The organism is Ottowia sp. oral taxon 894 (assembly GCF_001262075.1).
GTDB classification, from domain to species: Bacteria; Pseudomonadota; Gammaproteobacteria; order Burkholderiales; family Burkholderiaceae_C; genus Ottowia; species Ottowia massiliensis.
On the sequence record NZ_CP012073.1, the window covers coordinates 1,209,656 to 1,226,837 of the forward strand.

12 protein-coding genes and 1 tRNA gene are annotated in these 17,182 nt (G+C 63.6%); 7 read left to right on the top strand and 6 right to left on the bottom strand.

What is annotated here, in order from left to right:
• Positions 1–265: 265 nt before the first annotated feature.
• On the top strand, positions 266–1,051 hold the full coding sequence (locus ADJ79_RS05085; protein WP_050715059.1) for a hypothetical protein: 786 nt from the start codon (positions 266–268) through the stop codon (positions 1,049–1,051).
• 87 nt (positions 1,052–1,138) lie between these two features.
• Positions 1,139–2,383 carry a hypothetical protein gene (locus tag ADJ79_RS05090; RefSeq protein ID WP_050715060.1) on the top strand — a complete coding sequence of 415 codons (1,245 nt, stop codon included), beginning with the start codon at positions 1,139–1,141 and terminating at the stop codon, positions 2,381–2,383.
• Positions 2,384–2,586: 203 nt separating this feature from the next.
• Here ADJ79_RS05090 and ADJ79_RS05095 read toward each other — a convergent pair whose 3' ends face one another.
• Both ADJ79_RS05095 and ADJ79_RS05100 read right to left on the bottom strand, forming a co-directional pair.
• On the bottom strand, positions 2,587–4,809 hold the full coding sequence (locus ADJ79_RS05095) for a TonB-dependent siderophore receptor (protein WP_050716425.1): 2,223 nt from the start codon (positions 4,807–4,809) through the stop codon (positions 2,587–2,589).
• A 169-nt stretch (positions 4,810–4,978) separates the two neighbouring features.
• Positions 4,979–5,350 carry a DUF2946 domain-containing protein gene (locus ADJ79_RS05100; protein WP_233199828.1) on the bottom strand — a complete coding sequence of 124 codons (372 nt, stop codon included), beginning with the start codon at positions 5,348–5,350 and terminating at the stop codon, positions 4,979–4,981.
• Between the two features lie 114 nt (positions 5,351–5,464).
• Between ADJ79_RS05100 and cobA the strand changes: the two genes are divergently transcribed.
• On the top strand, positions 5,465–6,307 hold the full coding sequence (gene cobA / locus ADJ79_RS05105) for a uroporphyrinogen-III C-methyltransferase (protein ID WP_253273872.1): 843 nt from the start codon (positions 5,465–5,467) through the stop codon (positions 6,305–6,307).
• A 171-nt stretch (positions 6,308–6,478) separates the two neighbouring features.
• Here the strand turns inward: cobA and ADJ79_RS05110 are convergent.
• Together ADJ79_RS05110 and hrcA are read right to left on the bottom strand one after the other, a co-directional pair.
• Positions 6,479–6,555: transfer RNA gene (locus ADJ79_RS05110), tRNA-Ile, on the bottom strand.
• A 42-nt stretch (positions 6,556–6,597) separates the two neighbouring features.
• Positions 6,598–7,779, bottom strand: coding sequence for a heat-inducible transcriptional repressor HrcA (gene hrcA, locus ADJ79_RS05115; RefSeq protein WP_371256926.1), 1,182 nt, complete (start codon positions 7,777–7,779; stop codon positions 6,598–6,600).
• A gap of 55 nt (positions 7,780–7,834) precedes the next feature.
• Here hrcA and ADJ79_RS05120 point away from each other — a divergent pair, with 55 nt between their 5' ends.
• Both ADJ79_RS05120 and ADJ79_RS05130 read left to right on the top strand, forming a co-directional pair.
• The gene (locus ADJ79_RS05120) at positions 7,835–9,115 is read left to right on the top strand and encodes a DNA polymerase IV (protein ID WP_082203023.1); all 1,281 of its coding nucleotides are present in this window, start codon (positions 7,835–7,837) and stop codon (positions 9,113–9,115) included.
• Positions 9,116–9,685: 570 nt separating this feature from the next.
• Complete coding sequence (locus ADJ79_RS05130; RefSeq protein ID WP_156304035.1) at positions 9,686–10,672, top strand: hypothetical protein; 987 nt, start codon at positions 9,686–9,688, stop codon at positions 10,670–10,672.
• A gap of 79 nt (positions 10,673–10,751) precedes the next feature.
• Here ADJ79_RS05130 and ADJ79_RS14050 read toward each other — a convergent pair whose 3' ends face one another.
• The gene (locus ADJ79_RS14050; RefSeq protein ID WP_156304036.1) at positions 10,752–11,225 is read right to left on the bottom strand and encodes a hypothetical protein; all 474 of its coding nucleotides are present in this window, start codon (positions 11,223–11,225) and stop codon (positions 10,752–10,754) included.
• Between ADJ79_RS14050 and ADJ79_RS05140 the strand changes: the two genes are divergently transcribed.
• Positions 11,199–12,803, top strand: coding sequence for a site-specific DNA-methyltransferase (locus ADJ79_RS05140; RefSeq protein WP_050715063.1), 1,605 nt, complete (start codon positions 11,199–11,201; stop codon positions 12,801–12,803). The genes ADJ79_RS14050 and ADJ79_RS05140 overlap by 27 nt on opposite strands.
• Positions 12,804–12,814: 11 nt before the next feature.
• Complete coding sequence (locus ADJ79_RS05145; RefSeq protein ID WP_216597154.1) at positions 12,815–15,688, top strand: DEAD/DEAH box helicase family protein; 2,874 nt, start codon at positions 12,815–12,817, stop codon at positions 15,686–15,688.
• On the opposite strand, the gene sbcB is transcribed toward ADJ79_RS05145, so the two are convergent.
• The gene (gene sbcB / locus ADJ79_RS05150; protein ID WP_050715065.1) at positions 15,640–17,115 is read right to left on the bottom strand and encodes an exodeoxyribonuclease I; all 1,476 of its coding nucleotides are present in this window, start codon (positions 17,113–17,115) and stop codon (positions 15,640–15,642) included. The two genes, ADJ79_RS05145 and sbcB, sit on opposite strands and share 49 nt — an antisense overlap.
• Positions 17,116–17,182 lie beyond the last annotated feature (67 nt).

Consider the following 17,182-nt stretch of genomic DNA (forward strand, 5'->3'; position numbering starts at 1 on the left):
CGGCAACCAGGAATAGGCGCATGTAAGTAGTACCGTGTATGTGTCTGCCTGTCCCCCTATTCCATCAGGAGCCATATCGTGAACATCGCCGCGCAATCCTTCTCCCCCTCGTACGGATGACGCCAAAGGCGTTGGAACGGGCCTGCTGGGCTACGCCCGCGCCGCGCCCGTTGACGCGCATCTGGGCTGGCTGCCCGAGCAGCTTGAGGCGGCCGCGCAGGACGCTGGCAGCTCCCTGAAGGACAGCCGTCCCCTGAAGCAGGTATTGGCTGCAACCGAACACGGCTACCAACTGCCTGCGCGCGGCCTGAATGCCATTGCAGGCGAGCTGTTTTCCGATGCGCGCCTCCGCGTTGAGCAATACATCCGACCGCTGAAGACGCTGCCGGAAAAATTCTTCATCACCGACCCGGCCAAGGCGGGCGATCCGCTGGCCTGGCGCCAGGCCGCCAAAGAAGCCAGCGAAAGCCGCAACCAGATCATGAAGAACGTGCGGGAGCAGCTTTCCGCCAAGGGGCTGGTCGCTTCGGAGAGCGCCAAGAAAAACGCGCCAATATTTAAAAAGCTATGGAAGAAAAACGAAATTGATATACGAAAAACGCAGGGTGCTGCATACGCTGCCATGCCAGCGGCCCAGAAGGACATCGCCATTTCGCAAAAAATCATTGAGGGGGCGGGCAAAAGTGACCCCACTTTCAATGCCACCACCCAGAACGCCGACAGTGCCAGCCGTAGCCTGAAAGCACTGAAGCATGGAGGCCGCGCGCTGGCTGTCGTTGGGGCCGTGATGGATGGCGTATCCGTCACCCGGCAGGTGCAAGAAAGCATGAAGAGCGGCCATTGGGACAACACGGGCAAGGAAGTCTCGCGCGTGGCGGGCGGCTGGCTGGGCGCGGCGGCGGCGGGCGCGCTGGTTGGCAGCGCTTCAGGCAGCATCGTGCCGGTGCTGGGCAACGTGACCGGCTTTCTGGTGGGCGCGGCGGCAGGAGCCGTCGGCTACTGGCTTGGCTCCCGTGGCGGTGAAGCCGCGTATCAGGCCGTCGCTCACTGATTCGGCGCGGATCTGGCGCTGCCGCTCCTTGATCGGCTGCGAGCGCACGGCCCGCCGCCGGGAACCGTTTTTCAGGATGGACTTTGCATGGACGCATCAAACCCAATCGACCCTTTGTTTCTGGCGCTGGCCCAGCCCGTGCTGCGCGGCCCGGAGGGGCAGGCCGTCACGGTGACGCCAGGCACAGGCGGCGCGGCCATTGGCGCCCGGCTCTGGCCGCGAGACGATCAGGGCGGCGCCGTGTACGCCTGGGGCCACGCCGCCCCGCAAGACAGCGTGCCGTGGCTGGCCTCGCAGCGGCGCGTCTGGGCGCTGCTGGACGGGCACAGGCCGCTCACCGTGGCTCCAACCACCGGCTGGGGATGGAACGGCGGGCCGCCCGAAGCGCCCTATCCATCCGTGGTGAGCGCGCAAGTGGGCGGACTGACAGTGTTTTTCGCCAACACCGCGCAGCAGGTGCGCGTGTTCGCCGCAGATGCCGAGCAGGCGGTGGAGCTGGAGCCGGTGGACGACGCGCAAATCTTCGCCGCCTGGTCCTGCGCTGGCCAGCTCTGGACGGCAGGCATGACATCGCGCCTGGTGGCTGGCGGCGGTGATGATTCCGACCTTAGCCAGGCGCTGCTGCTGCGCTGGAACACGCGCCCGCTGGCCGTGGCCGCCCGCTGGCAAGGGCGCGATCTGTGGCGCGTCAACGAACTGGCCACGTCTGCCGCTGGCTGGTCGGACGTGCTCGGCGTGGAAGCCTGGCTGGCAGCCCTGCCCGGCGCGGAAAGCGGCCCGCGCTGGCTGCTGGGCGCGCCGATCACGCGCGGCGTGCATGACCCGCTTGACTATCCCTACTGGTTGCTGCTCGGTCCGCCCGCGCCAGACGATTACATGGCGCTGCTGCTGGCGCGCGTTGATGGTCTGGCGGCGGCGGCGGCCAACGAGCCGCCGCCGCTGACCCTGATGCGCGTGCTGGACGGGTTCAGCCTGGTTGGCTGCTGCGGCATGGGCGGCAGCGCGGACGGCGCACTGGTGTTCACGGCGCGGCGCGAGCTGGAAAATGCGTACAACTCGTGCCAGCCAAGCCAGCTTCACGTCAGCCGCTGGGATGGCGCGGCGGCGCAGCTGGGCGCGCCGCAGCCGCTGAGCATTGCCGGTTTGCCGCCGCAGGCCGCGCAAGCCATACTGCGGGACTTTGACACCATTTACCACCCCGCCTTCGGCTACGCCGCCACCCTGACGTGGAAGGAGGACGAAGTCCCTTCCGCCACGGCCTTGCTGCACAGCCGCGACGGGCGGCAGTGGCAGGTGGTGCAGCGGCTGGAGCCAGCGCCGCAGGCGCACTGAGGCCGCTGCCCGGCCCAGGGCCGTTTCTTCTGCGGCGCACAGCCCGCTCATGCTTCTTGAAAAAAGGAGCGGATTTGGCGGGGTTAAAAACGGCTCTTGCGCCCTTTCCACTAGGACCTCATGCTCCAATTAAAGGAGCAAAATCAAAGGGCGGAGCAAGACGCGAGCGGAATGACCGCCCGCGTCTGGGCGCTTTGGCCGGGTCAGAAGGACAGGTGCAGCGTCAGATCAAACGCACGGGGCGCGCCGAGGTAGGCCATGTTTTTGCCTGAACCCATTTCGGTGGCATAGACCTTGTCGGTGGCGTTGCGCACGCGAAAGTCCAGCGTGGCGCCGGGGCGCATCTGCCAGCTCAGGCCCAGGTCAAGCAGGGTGTAGGCGGGCCAGTGCAGGGTGTTGGCCGCGTCGGCATAAATCTTGCTGACGTGGCGCAGGCCTGCGCTGGCTTTGAGCGCGGGGGTGATGCCGTAGGTGACCCAGAGGTTGGCGATGGTGTCGGGCGAGTTGGCGGGGCGTTTGCCTGCCATGGAGACGCCGTTGATGTAGAAGCTGTCGTACTTGGCGCGCGAATGGCCTATGTTGCCTTCCAGCAGCCACCTGGGCGAGGGGCGCAGGCTGACGGCCGCTTCCACGCCGCGCGAGGACTGCTGGCCCACGAGCAGGGTCAGCCGCCGGTTGTTGGGGTCTTGCGTGGCCAGGTTCTTGCGCGTGATGTGGTAGGCGGCGAGGGTGGCCGCGCCTTGCCCGTTCCAGAAGCTGAACTTGGCGCCGGCCTCGAACTGGCGGCCCTTGGTGAGGTCGGTGTAGTTGAGCAGGGCGTCGGCGGAGGCGGTGGTGAGAATGCCTGCTGGCGGATCGGCGGCCGTGGCGTATTGGGCGTAGAAGGTCATGCCGGGCGAGGCGTCCCACACCAGGCCCAGCCGCCCGGTGGTGGGGTGGTAGTTGCGGCTGAGGGTGGCAGGGTTGCTGGCGGTGACGCGGCCGTGGTTGGTCAGGTGCAGCCGCAGGCGCTCATGCCGCAGGGCCGTGACGAGATGCAGGCCGTCAACGAGCGCAGTGCGGTTTTCGGCATACAGCGCCAGGGTTTTGACGCGGTTGGTGCGCAGCGGCACGAGCGTGGGGGAGAGGCCCGGAATGGTGAAGAAGCGCTCGGTCTGGAAGTTCCAGGGATCGACGATGCTCACGTAGTCATCGTCGTATTTCGGATAGCGCGTCTGGCGGTTGTGGCTGATGTCCAGGCCAAAAGCCCAGTCGCTGGCGCGGCCCGCGATGGCGCTTTTCCACACGCCGTCAATGCGGTCGCCCACCACGCGCTGCTCATGGCGCTGCAAAAGGGCGTCCACGCGGCGCACGGCGGTGTTGGTGTCGTTGAACGAATAGACCTCCACGTTGCGGTAGTCGCGCCGCGCGTCATAGGCGTAGAAGGTGTTTTTCAGGCTGAAGGCGCTGCTGGCCTGCCATTCGGTCACGGAACGCAGCCACTGCACGCGCTGGGCATAGACGCCATCTGCGCTGTTGTAGTTCTTGAAGCGCGTGGAGCGGTCAATGCGGCCCACTGCGCCCACGGGCTGGAGCAGCGGAGTGCCCCAGTAGGGGCGGTCCACGTGCTCGGTCTGGTATTCATACGCCAGCAGGTGCGAGAGGGCGGGCGTGAGGTCGCTCAGCAGCGAAGTGGCGATTTGCGTGGCGCGCGACTGCATGCCTTCCACATGGCTGTGCGCGCGGCGGTGGTTCACGTCCAGCCGCAGGTGGTGGTCGCCGTGGCGCGCGCCCTCGCCTGCAATGCGGCGGTTCAGGCCCACGCTGGCTTCGCCCAGGCGGTGGCTGCCCAGGCGCAGGCGGCCTTCGGTGATGGGGGTGCGCTCGGCGGTTTTGGTGACGTAGTTCACCGTGCCGCCCACGCCGCCCGCGCCATACAGAAAGCTGGAAGCGCCGCCAATGGCTTCGGCGCGGTCGTAAATCCAGCTGTCCACCGGGCGGGCGGCAATGCTGTATTGCACGTTGATGCCGTTGAAGAGGTGATTGACGGAAGCGCCCGTGAAGCCCCGGTAGCTGGAGCGGATGGCGCCGGGCGAATCGCTGGCGGTGGCGCCCGGAACGCCTTGCAGCATTTCCTGCGTGGTGCGCGCGCCGCGCGCCTCAATGCTGGCGCGGTCCACCACGGTGACGACGGCAGGCGTCTGCCGCGCTGTCAGCCCCAGGCGGCTGCCGGTGTAGGAAGGCGTGTCCAGCAGGACTTTGGCAGGCTGCGTCTGCGCGGAGTCGTCCACGACGACTTCTGGCAGGGCGGCTTGGGTTTCGGATTTCTTGCCGTCGCGCGGGGCGTGGGCATCTTCAGAGGACTGGGCCAGGGCAGGCGCGCACAGCAGCGCCAGAGCCGCACCCATCGCCACAGGGTGGAGGCGAAAAACAGAGAGGTTGAACATGAAAAAAGGAAAAGACGCGTTGCAGAGCAAAAAAAATGGCCTCGAAAGGCGGGCCATGTGTGCTTGGCTGCAAGGCGGCCGGGCGGGCGAGCGCATCCACAGAAACGAAAGAGAGATACGCCTGTGCGCCAGGGGTCGGAAAGCGCGGCAGGCGTATAGAAAGCCTGCGCTAACCCGCCACGGACGCCTCGCCTGCAGGAGGCCCCCGCGCAGGCAGTGGCGGCCCCGCCAGAGCGGCGGTCCGTGGCGCTGGCTTCAGCGCAATGAGCTGCCCCTGGGGCACGGGGCTGGGCTCGAAAACGTGCGCAAATGGCGTGGGCAGCATGACTGCCAGGCACATGGCGCAATCCAGTGTGTGGTGATGCAGGCTTTCGCCAAATTTCTCGCCGTTTTCAGTGACGAAATACGCCCCATCGGCGGCGCACACCAGCTGCATGGGCTTGGGGTGGACGATGGGCGAAAGCCCCGCCACCGCCAGCGTCAGCGCGAACCACGCCAGCGCCAACCGGGCTAGCCGGTTCATGCGGGTGAGTGTGCGCAAGGTCTGCATACTGGAAAAGGAATAAGGGCGCTTAAATTCTAGGGGGAGAGTTTGCATATCATCGCGCGCCGCCTGATGATCGGTCTTCAAAATTGACTTGTGTCAAGTTACAAAATGATGATTTCCCACGATGGCGGGTCAGCCATTTCTGGCGATCTGCTTTTGCGCCTGCACGCCAGCGCCCCCCTGCCGCCGGGCGGCGTGGCGCTCATTGGCGCGGGGCCGGGCGACCCCGAGCTGCTCACCTTGCGCGCGCTGCGGCGGCTGCAACAGGCCGACGTGGTGCTGCACGACAACCTGGTGTCGCCCGCCATTCTTGACTTCGTGCCGCCGCGCACAGAGCGTATCAACGTGGGCAAGCGGCCCGGCCATCACTCCTGGACGCAGCAGGCCATTTGCCAGTGTCTGGCTGACAAGGCCCTGTCGGGTCTGCGCGTGGCGCGCCTGAAAGGGGGCGATCCCTTCGTGTTTGGCCGGGGCGGGGAAGAAATGCAGGCGCTGCTGCCGCTGGGCATCAGCGTGGAAGTGGTGCCGGGCATCACCACCGCGCTGGGCGCAGCGGCCGCGCTGGGCTTTCCGCTCACGCACCGCGACTTCGCGCAAAGCTGCGTGTTCGTTACCGGCCATCTCAAGGATCACAGCGTGCGGCTGAACTGGCCCGCGCTGGCCCAGCCCCAGCAGACCGTGGCCATCTACATGGGCGTGACGGGGCTGGAGGCCATTGCCCGCGAATTGCAGGCCGCCGGCCTTGCCGCCGCCACGCCAGCGGCGCTCGTTCACCGCGTGACCTGTCCGCAGCAGCAGGTGTGGTTCAGCACCCTCGCCGATCTGCCCGAAACGGCGCGCCGCCACGCCGTCAAGCCGCCTGCCTTGCTGGTGATTGGCGAAGTGGTGCGTCTGGCGGCGCAATGGCCCGCTGAACAGCATCAGAAAAAGGAGCAAATTCAAAGGGCATAAAAAGCCGTTCTGCGCAGGTTCCACTAGGAGCCAATGCTATGAATCAAGGAGCTGGGCCGTGTCCGCCTGCCCGGCTCTGCCCATTTGGGGCGCAGGCAAAAGGGGCGCATTGGATTCATGCCGCGCCGCAAAAGAAAAGGGGTTGCTGAAGCCGCAACCCCTTGATTTGGCTGGTAGGGCGTGTTGGACTTGAACCAACGACCAAGGGATTATGAGTCCCCTGCTCTGACCAACTGAGCTAACGCCCCCTTTTGAGAATCTGTTCCGAGAACGGATGAAGGGCGCGAATTCTAGCGACAGCCCTGCGTGTTCAAGGCGTTGCTGACCAGGCGGGCCGTGATGTCCACGATTTCAATCATCTTTTCGTAAGGCATGCGCGTGGGGCCGATGACGGCCAGGGTGCCCACCACCTGCCCGTCGGCCTCGTAAGGGGCGCTGACCACGGAGAGGTCTTCCACCGGCACGGTCTGGCTTTCGCCGCCGATGAAGATGCGCACACCGGCGGCGCGGCTGGAGGTGTCCAGCAGGCGCATGAGCTGGGTTTTCTGCTCGAACAGATCGAACGCGCGGCGCAGCTGGTTCATGTCGCTGGAAAAGTCGCTCACGGCCAGCAGGTTGCGCTCGCCGGCAATCACCACATCGCCTTGCGCCTGGTGCATGGCTTCGCTGCCGGCCTGCACGGCGGCGTGCATGAGCTGGGCGACTTCGCCGCGCAGCGTTTCCACTTCCTGCTGAAGGCGCTCGCGCACTTGCTCGATGGCCATGCCGCCGTAGTGCGCGTTCAGGTAGTTGGCCGCTTCGGCCAGTTGGGCCTGCGTGTGTTCGGCCTCGGTAAAGAGCACGCGGTTTTGCACGTCGCCATCGGGCGTGACGATGATGAGCAGCACGCGCCGCTCGGAAAGGCGCACGAATTCGATGTGGCGGAAAACGGATGAACGCCTGGGCGCCTGCACCACGCCCACGAATTGCGACAGGCTGGAGAGCAGCTGCGCGGCGCTGGCAATCACCTGCCGGGGCTGGCCGGCGGGCAGCTCCGTGGGGCATTCAGCCGGCCATTCGGCAAGCCGCTCGGCGGGCGCGTCATCGGGCGCGGCTTTGGCGGGGCGCGCGGTGAGCATGGTGTCCACAAACAGCCGGTAGCCGCGCGCCGTGGGCACGCGCCCGGCGGAGGTGTGCGGGCTGGCAATCAGGCCCAGCGCTTCCAGATCGCTCATCACGTTGCGAATGGTGGCGGGCGACAAATCCAGCCCCGCCGCGCGCGAAAGCGTGCGCGAGCCAACGGGCTGCCCCTCGGCGATGTAGCGCTCAATCAGCGCCTTCAGCAGCACACGGGAGCGGTCGTCAAGCATGGGCGGCGATTTTAGGAAGCTGTTCACAATCTGCCCGTGGGCGCGAAAAGCGCGGAACCGGGCACTCTGCGGCGCTGCAAATTCTTGATGGACCACGAAGCCCATCTGCGCCTTGCAGCTCATTCCGGTTGCGCACTTTCAGCCCTCACGGCCAGAACATGAACAGTCTCTGAAAGTCATGCCCTCCGCGCTCCCTGATGCCGCTTTTGACGCCGCTTTTGACGCCGCCCCGGCGGGCGAGGCCCTGCCGCGCCGCATCGCCCATCTGGACATGGACGCCTTTTATGCCAGCGTCGAATGGCTGCGCTACCCGCAGCTCAAGGGCCTGCCCCTGGTCATCGGCGGCGGGCGGCGCAACGAAGCGCGCATGCTGCAAGAGCTGAATGCGCGCTACCCCGAAAGGCGCTGGACGGGCGCTGACATGGCCGCCGTACCCGTGGACTTCTTTCCCCGCCTAGCCAGCTACGCGGGCCGGGGCGTCATCACCACCGCCAGCTACGCGGCGCGGCAGTTCGGCGTGGGATCGGCCATGGGCCTGATGAAAGCCGCGCGCCTGTGCCCGCAAGCCCTTTTGCTGCCGGCGGACTTTGACGAATACCGCCGCTGCTCGCGCGCCTTCAAGGCCGTCATCCTTGAAATCGCCCCCGTCATGCAAGACCGGGGCATCGACGAAGTGTTCATCGACTTCACCCACGTGCCCGGCGGCCAGCGCGAAGGCGGGCGCGTGCTCGCGCGGCTGCTGCAAAAAAGCATCTTCGAGGCCACGGGCCTGACTTGCTCCATTGGCGTGGCCCCCAACAAACTGCTGGCCAAAATGGCCAGCGAATTCAACAAGCCCAACGGCATCAGCATCGTGCGCGAAGCCGACTTGCAGCCGCTCATCTGGCCGCTGCCGTGCCGCAAGATCAACGGCATCGGCCCCAAGCTCGATGCGCGCCTGCAAGCGCTGGGCATCCGCACCATTGGCGAGCTGGCCGCGCGCGAGCGCCTGTGGCTGATGCGCCATTTCGGCCCCACCCACGGCGCCTGGCTGCACGACGCCGCCTGGGGGCGTGACGACAGCCCCGTCACCACCCACAGCGAACCCGTCAGCATGAGCCGCGAAACCACCTTCGAGCGCGATTTGCACGCCGTGGCCGACCGCGCCGAGCTGGGCGCCATCTTCACCCGCCTGTGCGAGCAAGTCGCCAGCGACTTGGCCCGCAAAGGCTACGAAGGCCGCACCATCGGCATCAAACTGCGCTACGCCAACTTCAAAACCGCCACGCGCGACACCACCGTGGAGAGCTACACGCAAGACGCCCGCCGCATCCGCCAGGTGGCCGGCCAATGCCTCAAGCGCGTGGACCTCACGGCGCGCCTGCGCCTGCTGGGCGTGCGCGTGGGCACACTGCGCAAGGCGGGCGCGCCCGCCAGCGCCCCGGCCGCCGCGCCAGCCGAAACCGGCTGGCTTTTCTGAACAGGCTCTGCCGCCTGCGAACAGGCGCTCAAGCCCGCAACGCCTCTGCACTTGGCCAAAGGGCATCAAAAAAAGGAGCTGATTCAAGGGCATAAAAAGCCGTCTTACGCTGTTTCCACTAGGACCTCATGCTATGGATAGAGGAGCTGAATTGAGGCGCTCTCCACATCCATCTCCTGCCTGCCGCCCAAGCCAGCGTGGCCAGCGCCACGCGCCCGGCAGGCCGCCCGAGGCCGCGCTTGGGTGCCCATGCCCATAGACAGGCGTTGCAGGCATTGCAGGCGTTGGACAGATTCTGAAGAGCGGCCATCAAAGGCCACGGCATCGCCCCGGCCCCGCAGCGCCTTGGCGGCAGACGGCTTGGCCGCTGGCCGCCTGCCTGCCTTCCGCCAAAGGCCGCTGGAACAGGCCGCTCGTGCGCCGGCAACCGCTCGCAAACCCAGGCGCAGCGGGCGCAGGCCGCTCTTTTTTCGGCAGCGGCGCACGGCCCGCCCGCCCTGCGCCGCGCCCCTCTTGCGGCTGCCTTGCGCCCGCTGCGCGCCAGATTCCATGCCCGAAAATCGCCCGCCGATGAACCCCGTTGTGCACATTCCCCTGCCTTTCGCCGCCACCGCCGTGGCGGTAGACGCGCACTGCGCCCATGCCGCACTGGCCTCGCCCGGCGGCGGCGGGCTGCACGTGGTGGATCTGGAAAACGTCACCGCGCAGGCCGTTCCCTCCTCGGCGCAGGCCGACACGCACCCGGCCGCCCTGCGCTGGCATGGCCGCTGGCTGTGCGCGGCGGGCGAAGCCGGCGCACGGCTCGACGTGTGGGACGCCGAAAACGGCCTGGCGCTGGCGCACTCGCTGGGCATGGGCGGCATGGCCATCCGCAGCATGGACGTGGACCCCGCCACGGGCCGCGCCGTGCTGCTGCTCAAGCCGCAAGCGGCGGCGCAGGGCGGCGGCCCTGCAGGGCATACAGGCCAGCCCGGCTGCCTGGCCGAAGTGGACCTGGCCAGCGGCCAGCTGCTGGACGAAGCCCCGCTGCCCGAAGGCATGTGGCCCTGCGTCGCCTACGGCAGCGCGGGCGGCATCTGCGTGGCAGGCGTGGCGCGTGCGGAACGTGCGGAACGTGGCAAGGGAGGCGGACAGGGCCGCGCGCTGGCGCTGCTCAGCGGCTGCGCATGCAGCCGCCTGCGCAGCCTGGAAATTGCCGCGCTGCCCGGCACCGACATGCTCATACCCGCCTTCATCGCCCTGGCGGGCGGCGCGTGCGTGGTGGCGGCGGCGTCATTCCGGCGGCAGGCGTTCTATGTAAAAGAAGGCGGGCTGGACGGCGGCGCGCCCTGGCAGGAACTGCGCTTTGCGGACGAGCGCTGCCTGGCGCTGGCCGCCGCCACCCGCGCCAGCGTGCTGGCCCTGACCGAAGCCGGCGACGCCCCCGGCTCGCTATGGCTGACCAACCTGCTCCAGCCCGCGCAGCGCCTGCGCCTGCACGGCACGCCCCTGTGCATGGACGCGCAAGCGGGCCGCGTGCTCGTCAGCGCCGACCAGAGCCTGACGCTGCTGGCCTGAGCGCGTCAAAATTTGTTGCAAAATCGGCTCCGCCATGCGCCGAAATAGAATTTTTCCTTTTAAATCAACGAGTTATGAGTTATAATATGAACAGCCAACAGCCAACAGCCAACAGCCAACAGCCAACAGCCAACAGCCAACAGCCAACAGCCAACAGCCAACAGCCAACAGCCAACAGCCAACAGCCAACAGCCAACAGCCAACAGCCAACAGCCAACAGCCAACAGCCAACAGCCAACAGCCTGACGCATGCGCCGCGCCGGGCTTCAGCGCCGATGCGCTGAAAGAGCGCGCCCGCACCCTCACGGCGCTGCTGCGGCAAGCCGCGCCTGAAATCATCAGCGACGGGCAAATCGACATCCGCCGCCTGCAACAACTGCTGAAGCCTGACCAACCCGATCCGCCCGCCGCGCAAGAGCATTACGAACTGGGCTGGGCGGGCAAGGCCGCCGCCCGCCGCGAAATCCAGCAAACCACCAGCGACACCCTGCTGCCCGACGCCGGCAACCCGCCGCAAGCGCCGCACATGCTCATCGAGGGCGAAAACCTGCAAGTGCTGCGCATCCTGCAAAAAAGCTATTACGGCAAGGTGAAGATGATTTACATCGACCCGCCGTACAACACCGGCAACGACAGCTTCGTTTACCCCGACGATTATTCGGAAACGCTCGCCGAATACCAGCGCCGCACCGGCGATAAAAACGAAGCCGGTTTTCTCAACCGGCAAAGCCTGTGGAAGAAAAACACGAAAGAAAACGGCCATTACCACAGCGCCTGGCTTTCCATGATGTATCCGCGCCTGTATCTGGCGCGCAACCTGCTGCGCGACGACGGCGTGATTTTCATCAGCATAGATGACAATGAGGCGGCGAATTTGAAGCTGCTTTGTGATGAGATATTTGGGGAGGAGAATTTTGAATCAATCGTCTGGAAGAAAAAAGGTGGAGCAGGCAACACCGAAAAAATTCTGGGTTGTTTGACAGAACATGTTCTTTGTTACTTCAGGAAGAAAGCGGCAGGCATATTTAATTACAGGAATATGGACAGGGTATACAAATATGAAGATGAGATTTCTGAATACAACCTTGAGGGAATTGAAAAAACCAATTCCGGAATTTATGAACGTCCCACGATGCTTTTCGGAATAAAAAATCAGAAAACGAAAGAATTGTTTTATCCATCCAGTGGCATGCGCTGGACCTTGGGAAAAGAAAAGATTGAAGAATTGATCAAGGAAAACAGGCTGTATTTTGATGACGAGAAAAAGAAAGTTTATGTAATAAAACGCCCTGATGACTACTCGCAATCGAAAAACGTATATTACAATTTACTGACGGATTGCGGTAGTTTGGGCACGGCAAAAGATGAAATTGCCAATTTGGGTTTACCGAGAGAGATTTTCGATACACCAAAACCAACAGGTTTGATCAAGTATTTATTGAATCTGGCAACACAATCCGATAGCCTGATTCTCGACTTCTTCGCCGGCTCCGGAACCACCATGCAAGCGGTGATGGAACTTAATCTGGAAGACGGCGGCCATCGTCAATGCATTTGCGTGCAATTCCCCGAAAAACTGGAAGAAAATACCGAAGCCTACAAGGCCGGTTATCACACGATTGCCGACATTACCCGCGCGCGCATAGCCAAGGTGATTGAAAAACTGAAAAAGGAAAAATCCGCCGAAGCGCAAAATCAGGCTTGCGCCCAATTCACGCTGTCGCCAAGTTGCTTCAAGGTCTGGCGCGCCGATGTGGCCGATGGCGCCGCCTTGCGCGAGCAACTGGAAATGTTCCGGCACGCGGAAAAAGAGGAAAAAACCGACGCGCAAACGGCCATGCTGGCCGAGCTGCTTTTGAAAATGGGCCTGGGCGCATTGGGCGTGCAGGCCATTGCCAAATCCGAAACCGTGGCGAGCCTCACGGTTCACCGCGTTTTGCTCAATGACAACCGGGAGCTTTGGCTGTGCTTTGAACCCTATCAGTCCGCATTGAAGGACGAAATCGCCAAAGCGCGCCCGGCGCAAGTAGTCTTGCTCAATTCCTGCTTTACGGGCGAAAAGGCGGACGAGCAACTGGCCAATTTGCAACTGGAATTGCAGGGGCTGGGTATTGCCCTGACCGTGATTTGAAAGGCGCCGCCATGAATGAAAACAAAGCGACTCTGCCGGGTGGCTTGCGTTTGCAATTCACGCCGCAGGATTATCAAACCCGCGCCGTGAACGCTGTGGTTCAGGCTTTTGAAGGCCAGCCTATCAGCAGCCCCGGCTTTCGCCTGCAACAGACTTCAGGCAGCGTGGAATATGCGCCCGATGGCAGCATTGCCAACCAGCTTTTGCTGACGGAAGAACAGATTTCGCAGAACGTGCAAAAAATACAAAGGGCAATGGCGGAAGAGCAGGAAAAACAGGGCCGGAAACCCATGCCCGTGATTGAAAAGCTGGCGGCTGATCGCAGAAATGAAGGAAAAACAGAATGGTTTTGCCCCCATTTCACGCTGGAAATGGAAACCGGCACGGGCAAAACCTACACCTTCATCAAGACCATTTACGAGCTGAACAAGGTATACGGTTTCAGGAAATTCGTGATCGTGACGCCCAGCGTGGCCATACGCGAAGGCGCCATGAAAAACCTGGCCGTCACGCGCGATCATTTCGCGCAAGATTATGGCCATGTGCCTTGCGTGCATATGCTTTATGACAGTGGCCGCCTGAATGATTTGCGCCACTTCGCGCAAGGCGACGCATTGAGTATGCTGGTGATCAATATCGACAGTTTCACCAAGGATGGCAACAAGATCAGGCAGCAGGGCGAGCGCGCCTTTGCGCCCATTGAATATATCCGCTCCGTGCGGCCCATCGTGATTGTGGATGAACCGCAGAATTTTGAGACGGACATTCGCCGGCAGGCCCTGCTGGATTTGAATCCGCTTTGCACGCTGCGTTATTCGGCCACGCATAGAAACACATACAACCTGCTGTATTCGCTAGGCCCTGTTCAGGCTTATGACATGGGGCTGGTCAAGCAGATTGAAGTGGATGGCGTAACGGGCCATGACGGCCATAATCAGGCGTATATCGAGCTGCTGGAAATCGGCGCAGGCGCCAAAAGCATGAACGCGCGCGTGCGCATGGATGTGAATGGCAAAAGCGGCGTGCTGCGCAAGGAAATACGCATTCGGCCTGGCGATGATTTGCATGAAAAATCAAACGGGCGCGAGGCGTACCGTGAAGGCTATAAACTGAACGATATTCGCGGGGATGAAATTGAATTTTCCGGCGGACGCGTGCTGCGCCTGGGCGAGCGGCAAGACGCGCTGAAAGACGAGGTGATGCGCTACCAGATCGAGCGCACCGTGGCGGCGCATTTTGCAAAGCTGAAGAAGCTGAAGCCTTTGGGTATCAAGGTTTTGAGCCTGTTTTTCATTGACAAGGTGGCCAATTACCGCCAGTACGATGAAAACGGGCAGAAACCCGGCCCATTTGCGCAGTGGTTTGAGGAAATATTTGCCCGTCATGCCGCCATGCCGCAATATCAGGGCCTGATTGCGCATGATGCCGGCCAGGTGCATGGCGGTTATTTTTCAGGCGACAAAAAAGGCAGAGGCAGCCAGGCGCGCACCGAGTGGAAAGACACGGGCGGCAATACCGCGAAAGATGACGACACCTACGCGCTCATCATGCGCGACAAGGAGCGGCTGCTTTCGCCGGATGAGCCGCTGCAATTCATTTTCAGCCATTCGGCGCTGCGTGAAGGCTGGGACAATCCCAATGTGTTTCAGATTTGCACGCTGAATGAAACGCAAAGCGCGCTGAAAAAACGCCAGGAAATAGGCCGTGGCCTGCGCCTTTGCGTGAATGCAAATGGCGCGCGCGTGCAGGACAAGGCCATCAATATACTGACCGTCATCGCCAACGAAAGCTATGAGAGCTTTGCCAGCGCCTTGCAGGCCGAAATTGAAGAAGATACCGGCATTCATTTTGAGGGGCGCATACAAAATGCCCGCAAGAAGGCGTGCGTAAAGCGCAAATTGCTCGATGCCAAAGAGCAGGCGTTGTTTGAAGCCATCTGGCAGAAAATCAATTACCAGACGCGCTACAGCGTAGAGCTTGATTCAAGAAAGCTGATTGACGAATGCGTGAAGGCTTTGTCTGACCGGCAGCAATATCCGCCGGTGGCCAGGCCGGGCGTGCAGGCCAGCCGGGGGAAAATCGTGATGAATGAAGCGGGCGTGGCGGGCGTGGCCTGCGGCGTGAATGGAAGGGATGCGGATTTGCCTGTGATAGTGCCGGATGTGTATGCCTATATTCAGGAGCGTGTTCACATGAGCCGCGCCAGCTTGTTTTCCATTCTTGACCGGTGCGGGCGGCTGGATGAATTGATGGTGAATCCGCAAGCGTTTCTGGATATGACAGTGGCGGCCCTGAAAGATACTTTGAATGAATTGCAGGTGCAAGGCATTCAATATCACAAGGTGGATAGTCAATATGAAATGACGCTGTTTGATCCGGTAGAGGTTTTTTCGAGCAGCGTGTATCCGCCAGCGGGTGACACAAACGCGCCGCCTTTGAGCAAAACGCTGATGCAGGCGCAGCCGCTGAATACAGATGCGGCAGCCGCGCCGTTTGACTGCGTCATCAGCGACAGCCAGGTGGAAAGCGACTTTGCCCGCGACTGCGCACTGGATGAGCGCGTGCGCTTTTTCTTCAAGCTGCCGGGCCGCTTCAGGATAGATACGCCGCTGGGCACTTACAACCCGGATTGGGCAGTGGTGTTTCAGAACGGCGCGCGCGTGTTTTTTGTGGCGGAGACCAAGTTCAGTACGGCGAACAAAAACCTGCGCCGGGATGAACGCCTCAAGATTGCCTGCGGACACAAGCATTTCGGGCTGGCGCAGGCGGTGGCGTTCGCTGCGGTGAACTCGCTGGATGCGCTGAAAGCAAAGACAACCGGTGCGGGCTGCGCTGGTCAGGCCGCTTCATCCAGCCCTTCGCCCAGCATTTCGCCCCATTCGTAGAGCGCGCCGAGGATGTCTTGCGAGCGTTCGTCTTCGCGCGCTTGCGCCAGCGCGTCGATGCGGTCGAAGTAGCTTTGCAGGGTGAGCGCGCCGCCCGCGCCGTGCAGCAGGCGGGCCTGGCAGTGTTCGCGCCAGCGGCGCTGCTCGTCGGGCGTGAGGCTTTCGGGGCGGTTGCGGGCGCGCCAGCGCCAGACCAGCTCGTGCAGGCGCGCGTCGTCAAAGCCGGGCAGGCGGGGCGGCTCGCTGCTGCCGGGCTTGAAGGCGCGGCGCAGCTCGTCCAGGCGGCGGCGGTCGTCGCGGCTTGTGAAGCCGCCATAAAGGTCTTCGTCCACATCCACGGCGGCGGTTGTTTCGGGGCGAGCATAGACCTGCTGCCACAGCGCGCTCAAGTCCGGCAGGGCGCGCAGGCGCTCCAGATGGGTTTGGGCCTGGGCAAAGTCGATGCCCCATTGCCGCGCCTGTTCGGGCCGCAGGGTTTTGAGGGCGGCGATGACGACGGGCGCCTTGTTCAGGTGCACGCCCTTGATGGGCAGGCGCGGCGTGCCTTCGGGCAGCTCTTGCGCGGGGGTGAACAGGCGCTGGCGGGCTTGCTCGGGCGTGAGGGCGGCCAGCTCGGCGGGGTCGTGCATCAAGTCCCAGGCCAGCACTTCGTTTTTGTTGGCCGGGTGCATGGCCAGCGGGGCCATGAGGGCGATGCAGCCGCGCGCCGCGCCGAACATGCCGCTGACGTGCAGGAAGGGCCGCGCCGAGGCCACGGCAGCGGGCAGGCCCATCTCTTGCGCCACGCGCTCTTTGCTGCGCAGGGCCAGGCAGAAGTCAAAAAGGCGCGGCTGGCTTTGGCGGATGAGGCGGGCCAGGGCAAGGGTGGCGCGCACGTCGGACAGGGCGTCGTGCGCGGCTTCATGCGCCAGGCCGTTGGCGGCGCTCAGGTGTTCGAGCTTGAAGCTGGGCAGGCCGTCTTCGCCCGTGGGCCACTGCACGCCTTCGGGGCGCAGGGCGTGGGCGCAGCGGGCCACGTCGAGCAAATCCCAGCGGCCATTGCCGTTTTGCCATTCGCGCGCATAGGGGTCGATGAGGTTGCGCCAGAGCAGATGGCGCGTGACTTCGTCGTCAAAGCGGATGCTGTTGTAACCCACGCCCACGGTGCCCGGCTCGGCCAGCGCGGCGTTCACGCGGGCGGCAAATTCGCTCTCCGGCAGGCCGCGCTGCGCGCAAAGCTGCGGGGTGATGCCGGTGATCAGGCAGCTTTCAGGCTCGGGCAGCGCGTCTGCCGCAGGGCGGCAGTACAGCATGAGCGGCTCGCCCGTTTCGTTCAGATCGGCATCGGTGCGGATGGCGGCGAACTGCGCCGGCCGGTCGCGGCGCGGATTGGCCCCGAAGGTTTCGTAGTCGTGCCAGAGAAAAGAAAGAGGCGGCGTGGCTTGCATGCGGCAGCGGGAGCGTCAGGAAAAGGGCCGCGATGGTACGGCGGCTGGCTGGCTGCGGGGCCTTGCA